8 protein-coding genes are annotated in these 16,487 nt (G+C 39.5%); 1 reads left to right on the top strand and 7 read right to left on the bottom strand.

Going from position 1 to position 16,487, the window contains the following annotated elements; all coding sequences use genetic code 11:
• Positions 1-38: 38 nt before the first annotated feature.
• Positions 39-3,917 carry a TIM-barrel domain-containing protein gene (locus R2S57_RS14285; RefSeq protein ID WP_316845632.1) on the bottom strand — a complete coding sequence of 1,293 codons (3,879 nt, stop codon included), beginning with the start codon at positions 3,915-3,917 and terminating at the stop codon, positions 39-41.
• 639 nt (positions 3,918-4,556) lie between these two features.
• Here R2S57_RS14285 and R2S57_RS14280 point away from each other — a divergent pair.
• Positions 4,557-4,955, top strand: a complete 399-nt coding sequence (locus R2S57_RS14280) for a hypothetical protein (protein ID WP_316845631.1) — start codon at positions 4,557-4,559, stop codon at positions 4,953-4,955.
• Between the two features lie 182 nt (positions 4,956-5,137).
• On the opposite strand, the gene R2S57_RS14275 is transcribed toward R2S57_RS14280, so the two are convergent.
• From R2S57_RS14275 to R2S57_RS14250, 6 genes are all read right to left on the bottom strand, one after another.
• Positions 5,138-5,881 carry an NIPSNAP family protein gene (locus R2S57_RS14275; protein ID WP_316845630.1) on the bottom strand — a complete coding sequence of 248 codons (744 nt, stop codon included), beginning with the start codon at positions 5,879-5,881 and terminating at the stop codon, positions 5,138-5,140.
• A gap of 115 nt (positions 5,882-5,996) precedes the next feature.
• Positions 5,997-9,539 carry a family 43 glycosylhydrolase gene (locus R2S57_RS14270; RefSeq protein ID WP_316845629.1) on the bottom strand — a complete coding sequence of 1,181 codons (3,543 nt, stop codon included), beginning with the start codon at positions 9,537-9,539 and terminating at the stop codon, positions 5,997-5,999.
• 208 nt (positions 9,540-9,747) lie between these two features.
• Positions 9,748-12,039: a S9 family peptidase gene (locus R2S57_RS14265; RefSeq protein ID WP_316845628.1), complete on the bottom strand. Its 2,292-nt coding sequence runs from the start codon at positions 12,037-12,039 to the stop codon at positions 9,748-9,750.
• Positions 12,040-12,118: 79 nt separating this feature from the next.
• The gene (locus tag R2S57_RS14260) at positions 12,119-13,561 is read right to left on the bottom strand and encodes an APC family permease (protein ID WP_316845627.1); all 1,443 of its coding nucleotides are present in this window, start codon (positions 13,559-13,561) and stop codon (positions 12,119-12,121) included.
• 47 nt (positions 13,562-13,608) lie between these two features.
• Positions 13,609-15,390, bottom strand: coding sequence for a DUF885 family protein (locus R2S57_RS14255; RefSeq protein WP_316845626.1), 1,782 nt, complete (start codon positions 15,388-15,390; stop codon positions 13,609-13,611).
• Positions 15,391-15,477: 87 nt separating this feature from the next.
• Positions 15,478-16,380 (bottom strand): AraC family transcriptional regulator, encoded by a 903-nt coding sequence (locus R2S57_RS14250; protein WP_316845625.1) that lies wholly within the window; start codon positions 16,378-16,380, stop codon positions 15,478-15,480.
• Positions 16,381-16,487 lie beyond the last annotated feature (107 nt).

Genomic DNA, 16,487 nt, shown 5'->3' with positions numbered 1-16,487 from the left:
ATAAAATCGGCCCCTTTCTCAAAATAAATCACTACTAACTAAAATTTAACAGAATTGAGATTCTTATCTATTAAAATGCCTTCACTAAGTTTAAGTCCGAACTGCAGCTTACGTTTTGCCTTTAACTTTAGGATAAACAGATCTGAAGTTCCGCTTAAAGCCTCCCTTTTACCCAGGTTTACAAAAGTTGGATACAAAACTTTCGCGCCGTTGGTATGCAGGCGATCGTTGGTGAGGTTATCCATCTGTTTGGTATTTAAACTTTGAACGCTGACAAAATCATAATCCTGTGCATTGTACGGAAGCGCAAAACTTAGCGCATTTACCGATTTCAGATTGATTCCTCTTACCTTAATTTCTATAATTTCGTCTTTATTATAACTCTGTTTTACAGTACTGATCTCCAGTTTACCTGAGATTTTATCAATTTTATCATCACTTACACCGCCCTCGAGTTGCGTAGCCACAACCGAAATATCGTAGGCATCAATCAAGTTGTTTTTATTGATATCGCCATTGCTGATATAGCCTTCAAAATCTGCATCACCTTTTCTTAATCCGGTATAATTGATGTAAGAGGTGAAGTCATTTTTATCAATTAAACGGTCGTTATTGATATCGCCTGGAAGATAACTTTCAGTGCTCGGAACTTTAAATACATACAGTTCGCGACCAGAGCCAAAACCGCCAACACCATCGGCAACAGTAATTTTAATGTAACGCGCGGTTGGATGTGCGGTAAAATTGAATATTTTAACATCACCGTTATTTGCCCACTCAAATGCACCTGCATCTGTCCAGTTTTCTTTATTGTTGCTGTAGTAAACTTTACCTTTCAACAATATCCCGTTTCCTCTTCCCGAACGTGGCAGATAATGAAATTTATCAAGCTGATTTACCGATTTCAGATCCAGTATCATATCAAAAGGGACTGCCTTGGCACCCCATTTTGTATGCCACATATTGCCTTCATCAAAATCGAACAGATTAGTGATACCATCGCCGTCCTGGTTCTCTGCTGTGGTTTCGGCCACAATACCCTGTATGGCGAATTCTAGCGGATTAGATTTTGTAGTTGCTTTAATTTCGGTCCAGTCTGAGTAACCATCTTTATTTGCTGCGCGCAATTTAAATGTGTAAGGTGTTTCTGCCGATAGTCCGTCAAATAACAAAGCCGTATCGCGAATGGTAGTATAATGCATATCGTTAAAATCGATTTCATAGAAATCTGCATTATCGACCTTTTTCCATGTTGGTGTTAGCGTATATGCTTCTCTGTTTTTATCACTGATACTGGCATTGAGTGGAGCTGCTAATTTCCCTGTTGAAATGCGTTGTTTATCTGCTGGTTCATATTTAAAGCCATCGATGTTAAGCGTAATCGGGTTTACGGTAATATCAGTAGGCTGGAGTTTTACCAATAACTGTGGATTTTTAACCATCGCTACTTTTTCAAACGCACTGCCTTTTGTGGCAAAACGGTTTAAATTCGGCACAGCCTCGTAGAAATATACGTTTGCCTGCTTTAAGAATTCGTCTTTCGAGTTTACTTCCGTCAACTTAATTTTACTGTTCCCAACTTTTGCAACAAGCCTTTTCGGTTTTTCGGTTAGGTTGATCACAAAGGATGTTGTTTTTTCCTTCACAAAACCTTCGAAATCTCCTGTTGAAGGATGGATAGTAAGGATAACATTATTCTTTTGATCCAGTTCCGATTCGATTAAAGTAGAAACACCTTTACCTAATTTATAGGCTTCAGTTGCGCCATCATCATCATATTCTGTAAATGAAGTTTTTCCGAAAGGATAAATTTCATATGACCTGTTTGATTTATTGATCTCTGCAACATTGTTATTTGGATTCGTCATCGGAATAATCGCGCCGTTTTTCACGAATACGGGCAATTTCCATAGAGGAGCATCAAAACTGTTAAGGATGCTGTTTCCTGCATATTTTTCTCCGGTAAAATAATCGATCCAGCTTCCTTCAGGCAGATAAATACCATTGCGGATATCGTTCCCCTTATCGTCTGATTTAGTGGCCTGATAAATTGGCGCAACCAGGAAAGAAGGGCCATACAGGTATTGATATTGTGTGGAGCTACCTTTGGTATAGGCATTCGGATACGCCAGGAACATAGCCCTGATGATCGGCAAGCCAGTAACAGCTTCTCTTGCTGCGCTATAGGTATACGGAATCAGTTCCGATTTCAATTTTAAATAATTGCGGTTAATCGAAGCAACAGGCTCGCCTAAAGCGTGCGGATATTTTTCATTGGCACCCCAGCCATCCATATTTAATTCCATTGGCGTAAAGGTTTTCCACTGGAAATCGCGGGTATTAATGGTCGGGTTTTTACCTCCAAAAATACCATCCATATCCGAAGTAATGTTGGGTTGACCTGATAAACCAGAACCAATATACGTTGGGATATGAAAGCGGATGTATTCCCAAACACCACCAGTTTGATCGCCCGACCAAACACCTGCATAACGTTGTGTACCTGCCCAACCATCTAACGAAATGATAAAAGGCCTGCTGCTATTGCCATAATAAGGCATAATCTGGGCTACATCGGCAACACCGTTCAATCCGAATGAATAACCGGCGCCAACCCACGCCACATCCGTTTTTAATACACGAACACCGGCATCTCTGGCTTCTTTAATGATATCGCGTTGCAATAATGCACTTACTTCAGGTTTTGGATGAAGATCTGATTGTGTCCACAAACCAATTTCCACCCCATTTTTACGGGCATAATCGCCAAAACTTTTCAAGTTCTCAATGTTTCCGTCTAACGTTTCCGTTTGACCATAACCTGCACCATAACCATCATTTGGCAGTATCCAGCCCAAAGGCATATCATTTTTTTTATAACGATCGATCACTGCACGGGCCGAAAACTGATAATTGTTTTTTTCTCCGTTAAGCGATTCTTTTATACCACCATTATCCTTCTGACTTTCTTTATAATGTTTGCCGTCTTCAAATAGCGTTCCTTTTTCATCTTCTTTCCAAAAATCGCGGTTATAAGCATTTAAATGCCCCTGGTAGAAACCAAACTTTGGAAGCAATATTGGGTTCCCCGTAAGCTGATAAAAATCGTTCAACAAAGGCACTGCACCATCGTTAATCATGAAAAAAGCATCCAGATAATCGGTTTCATGTGCCAGCTTAACCAATCCTTTTTCTTTAGCACCAAAATTGTATTTCCCTTTACTAAAGGTATACCACATTACAGCATAACCATTGGTAGACCAATAATAAGGTGTTGGAGAGGCAACTCCACCATCGGTCCAGCTGTTTTGGTTTTCGATGGCTATGGTTTTTCCTTTATGAGAGAAACGGCCATTCTGCACGCCACCACCATAAAAATATTCCTGCGGATTTTCCTTTAGGGTGAGGGTAACTTTCCCTTTTTCGAACTGAATGGGTGCCAGTTCTTCAACCGCCACCGCTTGTGTAGCGAGGTTAATTATTTTGATCAGCGACGTATTTTTATCGATCAGAACGGTAATCTTACCTGTAGATATAAATAGCTGATTGTTCTCATCTTTAATTTCCAATTTTGAAACTGGTCTACGCGGATTTTCCACCAAAATTTTAGCTTCAGGTTTTGCTTCCGGATCGCGGATAAAACCTCCAGCGGGATCTTGGAAAAGCCGGAAAATGTTTTCACCATAAAAATCTAAGGTTAAACGCTGACTATCGGACAACAACAACTCTACTGTTGTAGTGTTTATCTTTTTCGCACTGATTATTTTCGTCACTTTTTGAACTTCCTGATTGGATTTTTGAGCCGCTGATTGCGCAACAACAAAAAATGGACAGGCAAGCAAAAGTAAAGTACACGCTGAAACAACGTTTTTGGGAATGGTAATTCTAAAATGTTTGTAAAAGGAATGCAGGGTCATTAATAGTTTGATTTGGTTATGTGTTTATATTTAGCGCAAGCCGATAGTTTAGCTGTTATAGGATAAAGTTAACAAACACAGGATAGGAAAAGGTGCATTTTTAAGCACAAAAACCGCGCAATCGTTTGTCTATCTTATTTTTTACCGAGAAATACTTATGTTTTTCAATCATCAAAAAATTAAAAGCATTAAGACTATTCAATTACGAAAAAATTAATTTTCAAAAACCTATATGAATTAATCAACGGCCAGTGGTCAAAAATTTAAGTCCATTTATATTCGATACAAACGTAATAGACCAATCTGTTAACTATCATGCGCTATACTATATTCAATACATTGGGCATAAGGAACATCGCATTTAACTACATGATGTGTAAAAATTTCAACACAGTTTATCTCGGCAATAATTTCATACACTGTAAAAACCAAAGTTGCAAATAAGGATAAAAAAGACCAAAATACCCGCAGTCAGCAATATCACTGCGACAAAACATTTTAAATGAGGAAAAACAAAAATTGAATTATTTATTCCTGAATGTAGTTTTAAATCAATTAATATCCTTTATTATCTTATTTAAAACATCAAAAGCAATCATATGGCAAGCATTTTGCATAGACAAAACAAAACAACTATTAATGAATCTTTCAGTACCACAATTATATAGCTGCGTAGTTATAGATGATAGCCGCATAAGTAAACCGCTTTTTGAACACTTTATTTCCAAAATAGATAAACTTAACCTTCGGGGTAGTTTTACAGATCTGGTAGATGCCATGGGTGCCTTTTGGAGTTATGGAAAAGTTGATTTCCTTTTTTTGGATATCCAGATGGACATTTCAGGGATTGATGTGGCCAGAATGCTGAAAAACAGTTTTAAGTTTGTGGTGATTTTAGGCGAGCCTGGTCACGAGGCTATTGATATTTTTGCCAACAGATGTAAATTCCTGCCTAAACCATTAGATTTTTCAAAGTTTTTGGATACGATTAATCAATTGATTTCAACTGAGCGAGAAAACAAAGTGCAGCTTTTGTAGGTGTTTATTGCCTTTTTTTGCCACGCCTGCCTGGCCGTTCAGGCTGGGAAACACGGAGTTTGGCTACTTGCATTAATCTTTGGTTTCAGCTCAGTTTTTAGCTACCGGGTTTTCACAATTAAAAATTAAGGGCATTAAGTCTGATGCTTTGGTATTTTAGCTTTAGTCTCTAAGCTTATTATTTAAATATCTGAATAATCTGTTGGGTAAACAAACTTGGTATCGTTTTTAGAAACATTGTGCTGATATTCTGGCAAAACAGAAAGTTTTTTCCAGTAATCATCTGCGGAGAAAGCCTTCCAATGCTCATCCCGATCTGCTTTATTTTCGAATGTGGTTAAATACATCAGATTAGGCATGCGACTGCCTGATATTACTTCTGCATAAAATACGGCGTTAAAATTAAGTCTTTTAAACAGGCCTATTTCATCACCTTTATTGAACATTCGCACTTTATTCTGAAAATATTTTTCTGTAGGCGCTTCGTAACTTCTTAATTCATATACCCTCTCTTTCATCGGAGACTTTAGCTTTGGCAACATAAAATTGGGGGCATCTTCAAAGGCTTTTAAAACAATTGATTCTAATCGTTCGTAAGGAACGTCCGAATAAGCTGCTTCTACATAAGCTTTACCATCAATGGCATATTGCTGATCTTTAGCCAGCTTTTTATCAAGCTCCAGAATTCCATTGAATGATTTTAACGGAATAAATACATAAATCAATTTTTCTACAACCGCAGCGGGATCACTTACAACTGGCTTAAAAACGCCTACTTTAGCAATTCCTGCACGGTGCAACGCAGGCAAATAAGCTTTTTGCAAATAACCATCTACCGTTTTCTCTTGCACATCGGTTTTTAAATGGTAAATCTTAATCTGGTAGAAATCTATTTTTGAAGCACTGGCTGCAAAAACGTTTGACAACAGAATAAGTAAAAAAAGAACTGGTATTTTGGCTTTTCGCAACATGATGATTAACGTGTGATTGATTAGAAGGGAAAAATAATCAAAGTTTTGGGTAAAACTGAACATCTAACCATTATTTCTGTTGTATCACGCTAAAATTACTGAACGTGCCATAGCCACTATTTTCGCCATAGGTGGCCTGGTAAAGCCCAACCTGAACTTCATTTCTTCCTACACCTTGCCAGGTTATGGGGCTTCCTGGTAATTCTTTCCAATTTTTACCATCGTTACTTCCGCGCATATAAAAAACACTCCCTCTTCTTTGAATTTGTAAGTAGGGGAAGAAATTCCATCCAGAGGCATTATTTTCCTGTTTCCGGCCATTAGCGTCTAAATTCGTGGTGATGTTACCAATATTCCATCCGAGCATTACACTATTCTGAATTAAGGTTTTATTGGTATCACTTCGCACCATCAATCCTACATCATTTGCACCATTTGCTTTTTTTTCTTTCAGGCCGCTAAGGTCGTATATTTTTACTTCAGCGATAAAATCGCCCACTATGTTTTTAAACAGAAATGGCCCCAGTGGTTTAGCGCCATCCCAAAAGGTTTTGGTAGAGGCAAGTTTAATTGTTTTATCCTTTTTAATTAGCTGATCAACTTTCCCTTCCAGGCCATCCCAAAAAGTTGATGAAATACTTTTACCCGTGCTATCGTAATGTATATCTGACTCATCGTTTTTAATATCGAACAGATTAAGTGCTGTACTCACTTGTTCAGGATTAGCAGCTTGACTAACATTTCCCAAATGGTCTTTAGCCTGTACGGTATAGGTATAGTGACTATTCTCCATAATATTATAATCGATATAGTCGGCTGAATTTATCCAACCACTTTTACGCTTACTATGGCTTTCGGTAAACTGATACTGGATGTGGCTGCCTGGTAACTTAACTGGCGCAGCACGCATACTAATCATTGCAGGAGAAACTGCATGAGGTTTTTCAGCAAAAAAAGTTTTTGTCTCATTGGATAAATTTGAAGCCCAATCTTGATATTGCTTTTTTACCTGTATGGTATTGAATGCGTAATCGTAAAGATAAAAAGCACTTATTGTATGATCAGTATTTTGGGCTTTAATGAAAAAATCATTGTTCAGGCTTTTAGCCAAATCAATTTTCTTTTGGGCTATTCCATCCATGTAGAGTTTGAATGATTTTCCGTCAAAGACGCCCATCACATTGGACCATTTTTCCTTCCCGATAAGTTGCAATACGCCCAGGCTTTTACCCAAATTTAAAGTAATCTTCCCAGACCGGTCTGCGTACGTTTGCATCACAAACGAAAAAGGTTTTGATAAATTAATGGGCGAAATATTGGAACGATTGAATTGTAATTGATTTTCTTTATGCAGCGTAATCCCCATTAAGCCTTTTGTAACGCCTACTATTGGGCTAATAGCATTAGTGGTTAAACTTCCCAATACATAGCCCTCATTTTTCCAGTTATTTATCGGTCCATCTTCCAAAGGCGCTGCGTTAAGATAAATGGCTGCATGACTTTGGCTTTCCGCTTTAGCCATACGGGCTATGGCAACTGCGCTTAATGGTATATCGTACATCTTCAGATTGGCTAAAGCGCCTGAAAAGCCAGCACTTTCATCTTCATTTACGGCAAGAAAAAAATGACTCAGGTTGTCGATAAAGAGCATTTTTCGTTCTTCATGATCTAACTTCCCATCAACAAACAAACGTTCCATTGTTCCGTCAAAGGTGAGTGCGATATGGTGCCATTTGCCTGCTACCGGCAAATTGTTGTACTTCATATCTGGCCAGCCCCAGTGTGATGCAGCTCCCCACTTTGGATGTGAACCATAACCGATTGAAGCATTTGTTAGATCTACCCCACCTCTGGCTGTCCAGGCTAAAAGCGGTTCTTCTGCAGCAATATCAGGATTGTATAACCACATGGCTACGCTAAAACTACTGTTTCCCTTTAATGATAGGGGTGCAATAAAGTTTGATTTCATTCCTGATTTTGACTCGAAAACAACCGCTTTTTTGCCGGCAATAATGGCGGTTACGGGATCGCGATGTAAGGCGGTAAAGTCGCCTTTCAATTTCCCATTATTTTGCCAATGGTGTATGGTTTCACCAATTTCAAATTTCGAAGCGTCGATGTCTACCAGCAATCCCTTCGGGTGATATCGGCTTAAATCTTCCAGCTTTTTAACAGCGGTAAGCGTAGCAGGCTTATATTCGTCGTTATCGAAAATTTTAATATTCCATATCCCTTTATTTAAACCCGGGTATTCGGTTTCTAATATTTTCAATCTCACATAACGGGCTTTTACCAATTTAAAATCGACCATCGGACTTCCGTGCTGCGTGTTTTTGCGCTTGTCGGCATAACGGAGCCATGTTTTGTTATCAATAGAATAGTCGATTAGGTATTGATAATACCAGGTTGCATATTCAAATTGTGTATGAATACTTTTTATTGATTTTATACTTCCCAGATCTATGTTTAATGTAGCCGGACCAATATTATTCTTAGCCTTCCAAAGCGTACCGTTATTATCATCGATCGCAAATTCTGCTTTAAAATCATCGCTATAAAATGATGAGGCTTTTACTTTTGCTCCCAAGGCCAGATTTCGATGCGGATTTACATCTTTTCCCAAAAATCCAATACCAGTGTGCGTAGGCACAAGTGTTTTAATGTTGCCTTCTTCGTCAAATTCCATTTTATCAGCTGCAATTTGCCGGTGATAACCTCCCCCTGCATGTGGGTTATTGTGGCGATGATAGATCATGTAGAAATTATCGTTCTCTTGCAAAACAGATTCGTGCCCCGGGCCGTGCACACTACCATCACTATTGGTGGTCAGAATAGGATTGTTTTTCCCAAACACAAATGGCCCCATAGGTCCGGTTTTGCTCATCGCATATTGAACGCGGTAAGAACCGTCTTCGCAATAACCTGAAGAATAGGTTAAATAATAAATCCCATTTCTTTTAAACATAAAAGGTGCTTCAAAAAAATCTTTTGCAACAGTATTGGGGATTTGCGCGGTTTTTTCAAACGATTTCATATCGGGATTGAGCAGACCTACGCCACAACCGTGATTGGGATAGATGCCCCAGGTTCCCCAATACATATAATATTTCCCGTCATCATCTTTAAAAGTCTGCCCATCGAGTGTAATTACATTAGGCACTAAAAAATTGGGAACAATGGGTATTCCTTTAGGCAAAAGTGAGGTCCACGGGCCAACTGGTGTATTGGCCGAAGCGCCAAATATCTCTACGGGCTTACAGTAGTAAAGATAATACTTGCCATCACTACCTTGCGTTACGTCGGGTGCCCAATAGTGGTGGGCAGTGGGCCAGTTCATGTCTTGTAATTGCCAATTCACAAAATCTTTAGACATCCACACCTGGGAAGGGCCAAAACCACCGCCATTACCATCTGTTGTGGCATAAACATAATAAGTATCACCAAATTTCTTTACTGTAGGATCTGCAAAATATCCTGGTATAATGGGATTGCCATTACCGGGTTGCTGAACTTGCTGAGCAAAAATATCAAGGCAATTGGTTGCAACTAATATCAAAAGGAACCAAAGGCCTTTTGAAGGTTTTAATAAACAAGTATTGAATGCGTAAACCATTGTATTACTTAAATCTTCATTTATTGTTAAGCAATGCGTTTGTTAACAGTCAGGAGTCCGGAGTCAATTTATCGATATAAATAATTTCCACTAATAATCTCTGGTTTGCAGTTACCAATGACGAGTGAACCAATGACGAATGAACAAATTATCCAGTTTCCAATTATTAGTTTGCAGTTACCAATGAATTAATGACTATTGAACTAATCTACTTTGTAACATTCGGGTTTGGTGGTTCGGCATTCAATAAATGTTTCACAAAGAAATCACGTTTTCGTCTACGTCCGTAAGTACCTCCATCGCTATGGCCCATACCTGGAATGCTTAAAATATCAAAATCCTTATTGGCTTTGATCAGTGCATCCGCAAGTCGATAGGTTGATTCTGGTGGCACATTTTCATCGGCCTCGCCAACAATCAGAAACAAATCTCCCTGCAATTTCGCTGCGTTGGTAATATTCGATTGTTCGCCATAATGCGGGCCAACAGGATAGCCCATCCATTGCTCGTTCCACCATTGTTTATCGATACGATTATCGTGACAGCCACAGGCAGAAACCGCAGCTTTATAAAACTCAGGGTGAAACAATAATGCACCTGTTGAGTTTTGTCCTCCTGCTGAAGTTCCATAAACGCCCACGCGTGTAATGTCTGCATTTGGATATTTTGTTGCCATGGCTTTCATCCACAATATCCGATCAGGCAGCCCGGCATCGGCCAAATTTTTCCAACACACATCATGAAAAGCTTTTGATCTGTTAGCCGTACCCATCCCATCTATTTGCACCACAATGAAACCAAGTTCGGCTATGCTTTGCATTTCGCTTGCCGGCAAAAAGTTCTTTGGCACAAAACTATCCTGTGGACCTGCATAGATATTTTCGATAACCGGATAGGTTTTATTGATATCCATTGTTGAAGGGAAACAAACTACGCCCCAAATATCGGTCGTGCCATCTCTTCCTTTGGCCACAAAAACTTCTGGCAATTTTACTCCTGTAGCCAAATAGCTGTCTGTTTTTCCATGCTCTAATTCCGTTACCTTTTTAGTGCTGGTCGTTAATTTCAATTCGCTAACAGGTGGCACATTTACCTTAGAATAGGTATCGATATAATATTTACGGTCGGGAGAAAAGCTGAGGTTGTGGTTACCTTTTTCAGGTGTGAGGTTTACCAAACCCTTCCCATCAAAACCAATGCGGTAATAATGAATAAAGTAGGGATCTTCTCCAGCATTCATTCCAGATGCCCTGAACCAAACCTGGCGTTTTACCACATCTATACTATCAATCTCCCGCACTACATAATTTCCTTTGGTAATTAAAGATTGTTTTCCGTTAAGGGTATTTACCAGATAAAGATGTTGCCATCCATCCTGCTCACTGGTATATAACATTTCGTTTGTTTTAGGCAGATAGCGGGTATAAATGCGGCTTTCGTAAATAAAAGTTTTTGTTTTTTCATCAATGATATTTTTGGTTTTGCCGGTAGTTACGTCTACTTCAATTACCCTGAAGCGCTGGTGACCGCGGTCTACTTTTTCATAACTGTAATACCTGCTATTGCCTGCACGCCAATGCAATTCGGGTGGACCAAAAAAATCAATTGGATCAGCATCTATTTTAGTGGCCCTTTTAGCCGCTAAATTAAATACGTAGGGTTGATAAGCCGTAAAATCATCACCTGGCTGTGCATATTCCCTTGATTTTAATTCGCCACGTGTAGTACCCGGAACTGAACTCAATACATAATGCACTTTTTTAATCTCTTTGGGATCAGTTTTATAAGCGATAATATTTTTGCTATCCGGCGACCAAGCATAATCACCGTAAGGCTTTTCGGCATTGCCATCGGTACTTAACTGGGTTTCAGTTTTTGTAGCCACATCTACGACATATAAATTTCCTCCGCGGATCAGGATTTCATTTTTCCCATCTGGCGATTTCCGGCCTTCGCGGTTTCTTTGCCAACGCGATCGCCTTTGCTGTAGAGGTCTTTTTGCATTATAGCGGTAAATACTGGTGTCTGTAGTCTCAGTTAAATTGTAATCGCTCAAATTCAGCCGATACCATTTATCCTGCATTTTTAGGATGGCATTATTGCCTTGATCAGCAAAATACAGTTCGGAGAATTGAAGTTTTGATGGATTCTGTTTTTTACCTATCGCTTTTTCGATACTTTGCGACAGTTTATCGTGGTCAAATGCTACTTTTCGATTTCCAGAGGCAGCATCCACATAATAGTACTCCCAGGTTCGGTTTGGCAGGTTCTTTTTATACCAAAAAGCACTACCATCTTTTTTCCATAAAGGAACAATATCGTTATTGGTTGGGATATTGCGCAGTGCAGTATCTAATTTATTTGATCGTTGATAAGCATCGGCTACTTCAGTAGCACCTGGCGCATAAGGATGTAATATTTGCTGTTGCGCTTTTGCCTGAAAAAAGGCTAAACTTGATAAAATGAAAACTATCGATTTTCTAACGATGGGATAAATCATTATTATAGATTTTTTGCAGTAAATATAGTGCTAGGCTTTTGCAGATTCCTTTTAGATATTGATGGATAACATCAATATCTTAACCGTTAACATCGGTTTTAACTTTTAGATCCTGCCGGGCGATGCTTCCTTTAATGAAGTAGTAAACCGGAATGCCAATCAGCGTAATAATTAAACCTGGCCAGGTAAATTTAGGTTTAAAAATAATCAATAGGATACAAAAGGCCAGCCCCATTACGATATAGATAATTGGCAATACGGGATAACCAAAGGCTTTGTAAGGGCGGTCGGCTTGAGGCCGTTTTTTACGGAGGATAAAAATCCCAAAAATGGTAAGCATATAAAACATCACCACCACAAAAGAAATCATATCAAGCAGATCGCCATATTTACCGCTGATACACCATAGACAAGCAAAAATACACTGGATCCAAAGACCAAACCCAGGCACGGCATTTTTGTTCAAGGTGCCGACTTTTTTAAAGAAAAGTCCGTCTTTGGCCATGGAATAGTATACCCTTGCACCAGCCATAATTAAACCATTGTTACAGCCGAAAGTAGAAACCATAATCATCAAAGCGATAATGATGGTACCTGCAGTACCAAAAATGTGGTTGGCTGCCGAAACCGCAACGCGGTCTTTATCGGCGTAAGCAATATCGTGCAACGAAAGTACACCTGTGTACATCACATTGGTGAGGATGTAGAGTACGGTAACGATAATTGTACCCAGAGCCAAACTTAAACCGATATTACGTGCCGGGTTTTTAATTTCGCCAGCGATAAAGGTTACGTTATGCCACGAATCACTACTGAATATCGAACCCACCATTGCCGCAGCAATGGCTCCGAAAGCTGCCAGTGTAGTGTAAGAACCGATACTTCCATTGGTAGATAAGGGGCCTAGAGTCCACATATTTTCCCAGTTGCTCTTCCAGATGCCTTTGTCCAGAAAGAACAGCCCGAACATGATCAGACCAAATAAACTCAACAGTTTGGCTACGGTGAAGGTGGTCTGAATAATCTTTCCGCCATTTACACCCCTATTGTTGATATAAGTAAGTAATATAATCACGGCTATGGCCAACAGCTGTGCGGGCGAAATGGTAAAAAAGCCCAGATCGATAGCCACGAGATCCTCACTCAATGCGGGCACCAGATATGCGGTAAATTTGGCAAAAGCCACACCCACTGCTGCAATGGTTGCCGTTTGGATCACCGTAAAAAAACTCCAGCCATATAAAAAGCTGATGAGCGGATTATAAGCTTCTTTTAAATAAATGTATTGCCCGCCAGCTTTTGGGAACATGGCACTTAACTCGCCATAACTTAAAGCCGCGGTAAGGGTCATAAAACCAGTAATCAGCCAAACCACCAATAACCAGCCCGAACTGCCCACATTGCGGGTAATATCTGCGCTGACGATAAAAATACCCGATCCGATCATACTTCCGGCTACAAGCATAGTTGCATCCATCAATTTAAGTGAGGGTTTAAACTGTGTGGTTTCCTGGTTCTTCATTTGTTTGTTTGGTTGGTTGTTTGTTTGGGATATGGTTTTAGGTTGTTTTATTTAAGCTGGTCGTAAAAATGCCACGAGGTGGTAAAATCACGGGTTAAAGGTTGGTTGGTTAAAGTAGCCCTGATCATTTCTACGGGGATCAGGTTTTCTTTGATCACCGCATCATGAAATGCTTTAAAACTCATTTTACCGCTATCAACCAGTTCTTTTTTAAGTGCAAAAAGCTGAAGTCCGCCGGTAAGATAGGCTACCTGGTACAAAGGACTATAATCGCCCTTAAAAGATCTTCGTACTTCACCTTCTGCATTGGCACGTTCATGGCCAACACGGTCGACCAGAAAATCGACACATTCTTGCGGGGTCCATTTACCAAGGTGAAAGTTTAAGGAAAATAGAATCCTGGCGCAACGGTGCATCCTCCAGAACAACATGCCCATTTTTTCTTCAGGCGTTTTGGCGAAACCTTTGTCGTAAAGCAAAAGCTCCCAGTATAAAGGCCATCCTTCTACACTAAAAGGGGTTTTAAATGATTCGCGGTAGCTTTTATAACGGTTATTGATGAAATACTGGTAATGGTGGCCTGGTAATAACTCATGTTGTACGGTACCTCTTGAAAAATAAGGATTGTTACCGCGCATACTCATCAGTTTATCATCTTCTTCCATGCTATTGGTAGGATAAGAAATACTGATTTCGCGACCTCCGGTAAAAAATGGATTCACCAACTGGCGTTCGGCCGACATCATCACCATGCCCCAGGTTTCCTCTGCCAAAGCCGGAATAGCGATCAAGTCGTTGGCTTTTATAAAAGTCAATGCATCATCCTGTAGTTTAACTATCAGTTCTGCTTGTTTACCCAGCGGCACATAACTGTTCTTAATTTTTTCCTGCGCTTTTTTCCAGTCTTTTCCATATCCCATTGCCGTTGATGCCTTTAACAACTCTTCATCGCAATATTTAAACTCTTTTTCGGCAAGCTGGATTAACTGTTCGGGGGTATAAGGAATCAGCTCGGCATTTAACTGTCTGATCAGCTCTTCACGCCCAATCGGTGTACCTTTTATTTCGGGTTTATCTGTTTTTACAGAAGGAACTGAATCGCGTTTATCGGCAAATAATTTAGCATAATTGTTTAATGCCAGGTCGAGCCTTTCGTAGGGTTTGGGTGCCCACCAGGTAAAACCTGGCTCGTAATCCATGTAGAACTGATAAAAACCCTTCAAACGCTGTTTTAAACTGAAGGTCACTGCTGCCGCCATTTTAAGCTGGTCGGGTTTGAGTTTACGCCCTTTTTTAAAATTTAAACTCAGGTTATCAATCTGTTTTGCCGTTTCACTCATCTGCACCGCCAGCAAAGATCCTTCTTTATAGGTACCTCTCCTTCTTAATTTCTCTAATGCATATATGGAATCGGCAAAAGTGAAATACTTAGCCAGCGCATTATAATCTGTTTCTTCTTTATTGAGCAACCACACCGAAGATTCGATCTCCTTTTTAAGCAAAATATAATCTACCTTTCCATAAACACTAAAGGTTTCGAAAGGCGCCGCCTTTAATTTTTGCAAATAATCGTTATTGATATCCTGAAGCCGTTTTCTTTGCTCCGGACTTTTAAAGGTGGTCATTGGATAGGCATAATAACCTCCCGCGGTATAAGGATAATAGAAATCGTTAATGGCATCTACATCTCTTTCGTAACCCACAATGAGTGTTCCCATTTCACTGGTCTGCTCATATAGGCTTGCATTTGGCGATTGTGCAATTGCAAGGGGGCCTGATAATAAGTTTATAGTTAATAAAAGCGCAAAAAAATAGTACTTGTGCTGCATTTCGAATCGGTTAATTTTTTACAAAAAGAATTGCCTCCATCTGAAAAGATGGCTGAATTTTTAGGATACATGAAGATGATATTTGGTTTACGCGCCTACGTAACTTACCCTGCTTATGCTGTTATAGGTATCGATATATGCCCTTGGCGATTGACCAATAATGCTTTTAAATACCCTGTTAAAGTTAGTGATGCTATTAAACCCAGCTTTATAGGCTACTCCCGAAATGCAGTCGGCTTTCTCTCCCGAAATGAGACTTTTACAGGCATCGTTGATTCTTACCTCATTTAAAAATGAAACAAAAGTATGGCCAGTATGCTTTTTAAAATATCTGCAGAAGGCTTGCGGGGTCATAAAGGCAGCATTCGCCACATCTTCTAAAGAGATTTGGTTATTGTAGTTTTCGGTAATGAAGTTGATGATTTTACTCAAACGCATGCCCTCATTTTCGGTAACGTTAGAGGAATACATATCCGAGCACAATGATTCTACATTCTCGTTCAAATCCTGCAGGCCGTTAACCAATTTCAGGAAATTAAACAATACGTCTACCCCCGATGCCAGGTGTACATTAAAAATTTTTGTAATGATATTTTTGGTAAAACCATTTGGAATTTTGAAGCCATGTTTGTTTTTGGCCAAAAAAGCACTGGCCATTTTCATTTCAGGAAGATTAAACAGCGCAGCCAGAATACCATTTGGATTGAAGTAAACCGAACAGGCCTTAATGGATTTAGGGCTATCTGTGGAAAAGTACTCTGGATTACTTTTAAATAAATGAGGAAGCTTTGCGCCGATCACGAAAACATCGCCCGATCTGAAGGCGTGCATATCGTTACCTGCAATTAATGTCCCTTCTCCTTTTTCGATATACGTAATCTGCCATTCGTCATGTCGGTGCAGGTATTGATAGAAATAAGGCGATTCAATATGCTCCGATATCACACTCTTGTCGTCGGGCACAAGCATGGTAAATGGTAATACTTTCATGATTTAGTTTAGTTAGGTTCGGTTTGTTGATTACGAATTGAATGTAAGGATATTAACCCTAAAAAACCAAGAAAAGTTTAACAAGGTTAAAATCCTGCTACAATTTG

The sequence above is a fragment of the Pedobacter psychrodurus genome (genome assembly GCF_032678585.1).
Lineage (GTDB): Bacteria > Bacteroidota > Bacteroidia > Sphingobacteriales > Sphingobacteriaceae > Pedobacter > Pedobacter psychrodurus_A.
The sequence above is the reverse complement of the archived record's forward strand: the minus strand, read 5'-3'. Positions and strand labels throughout refer to the sequence as shown.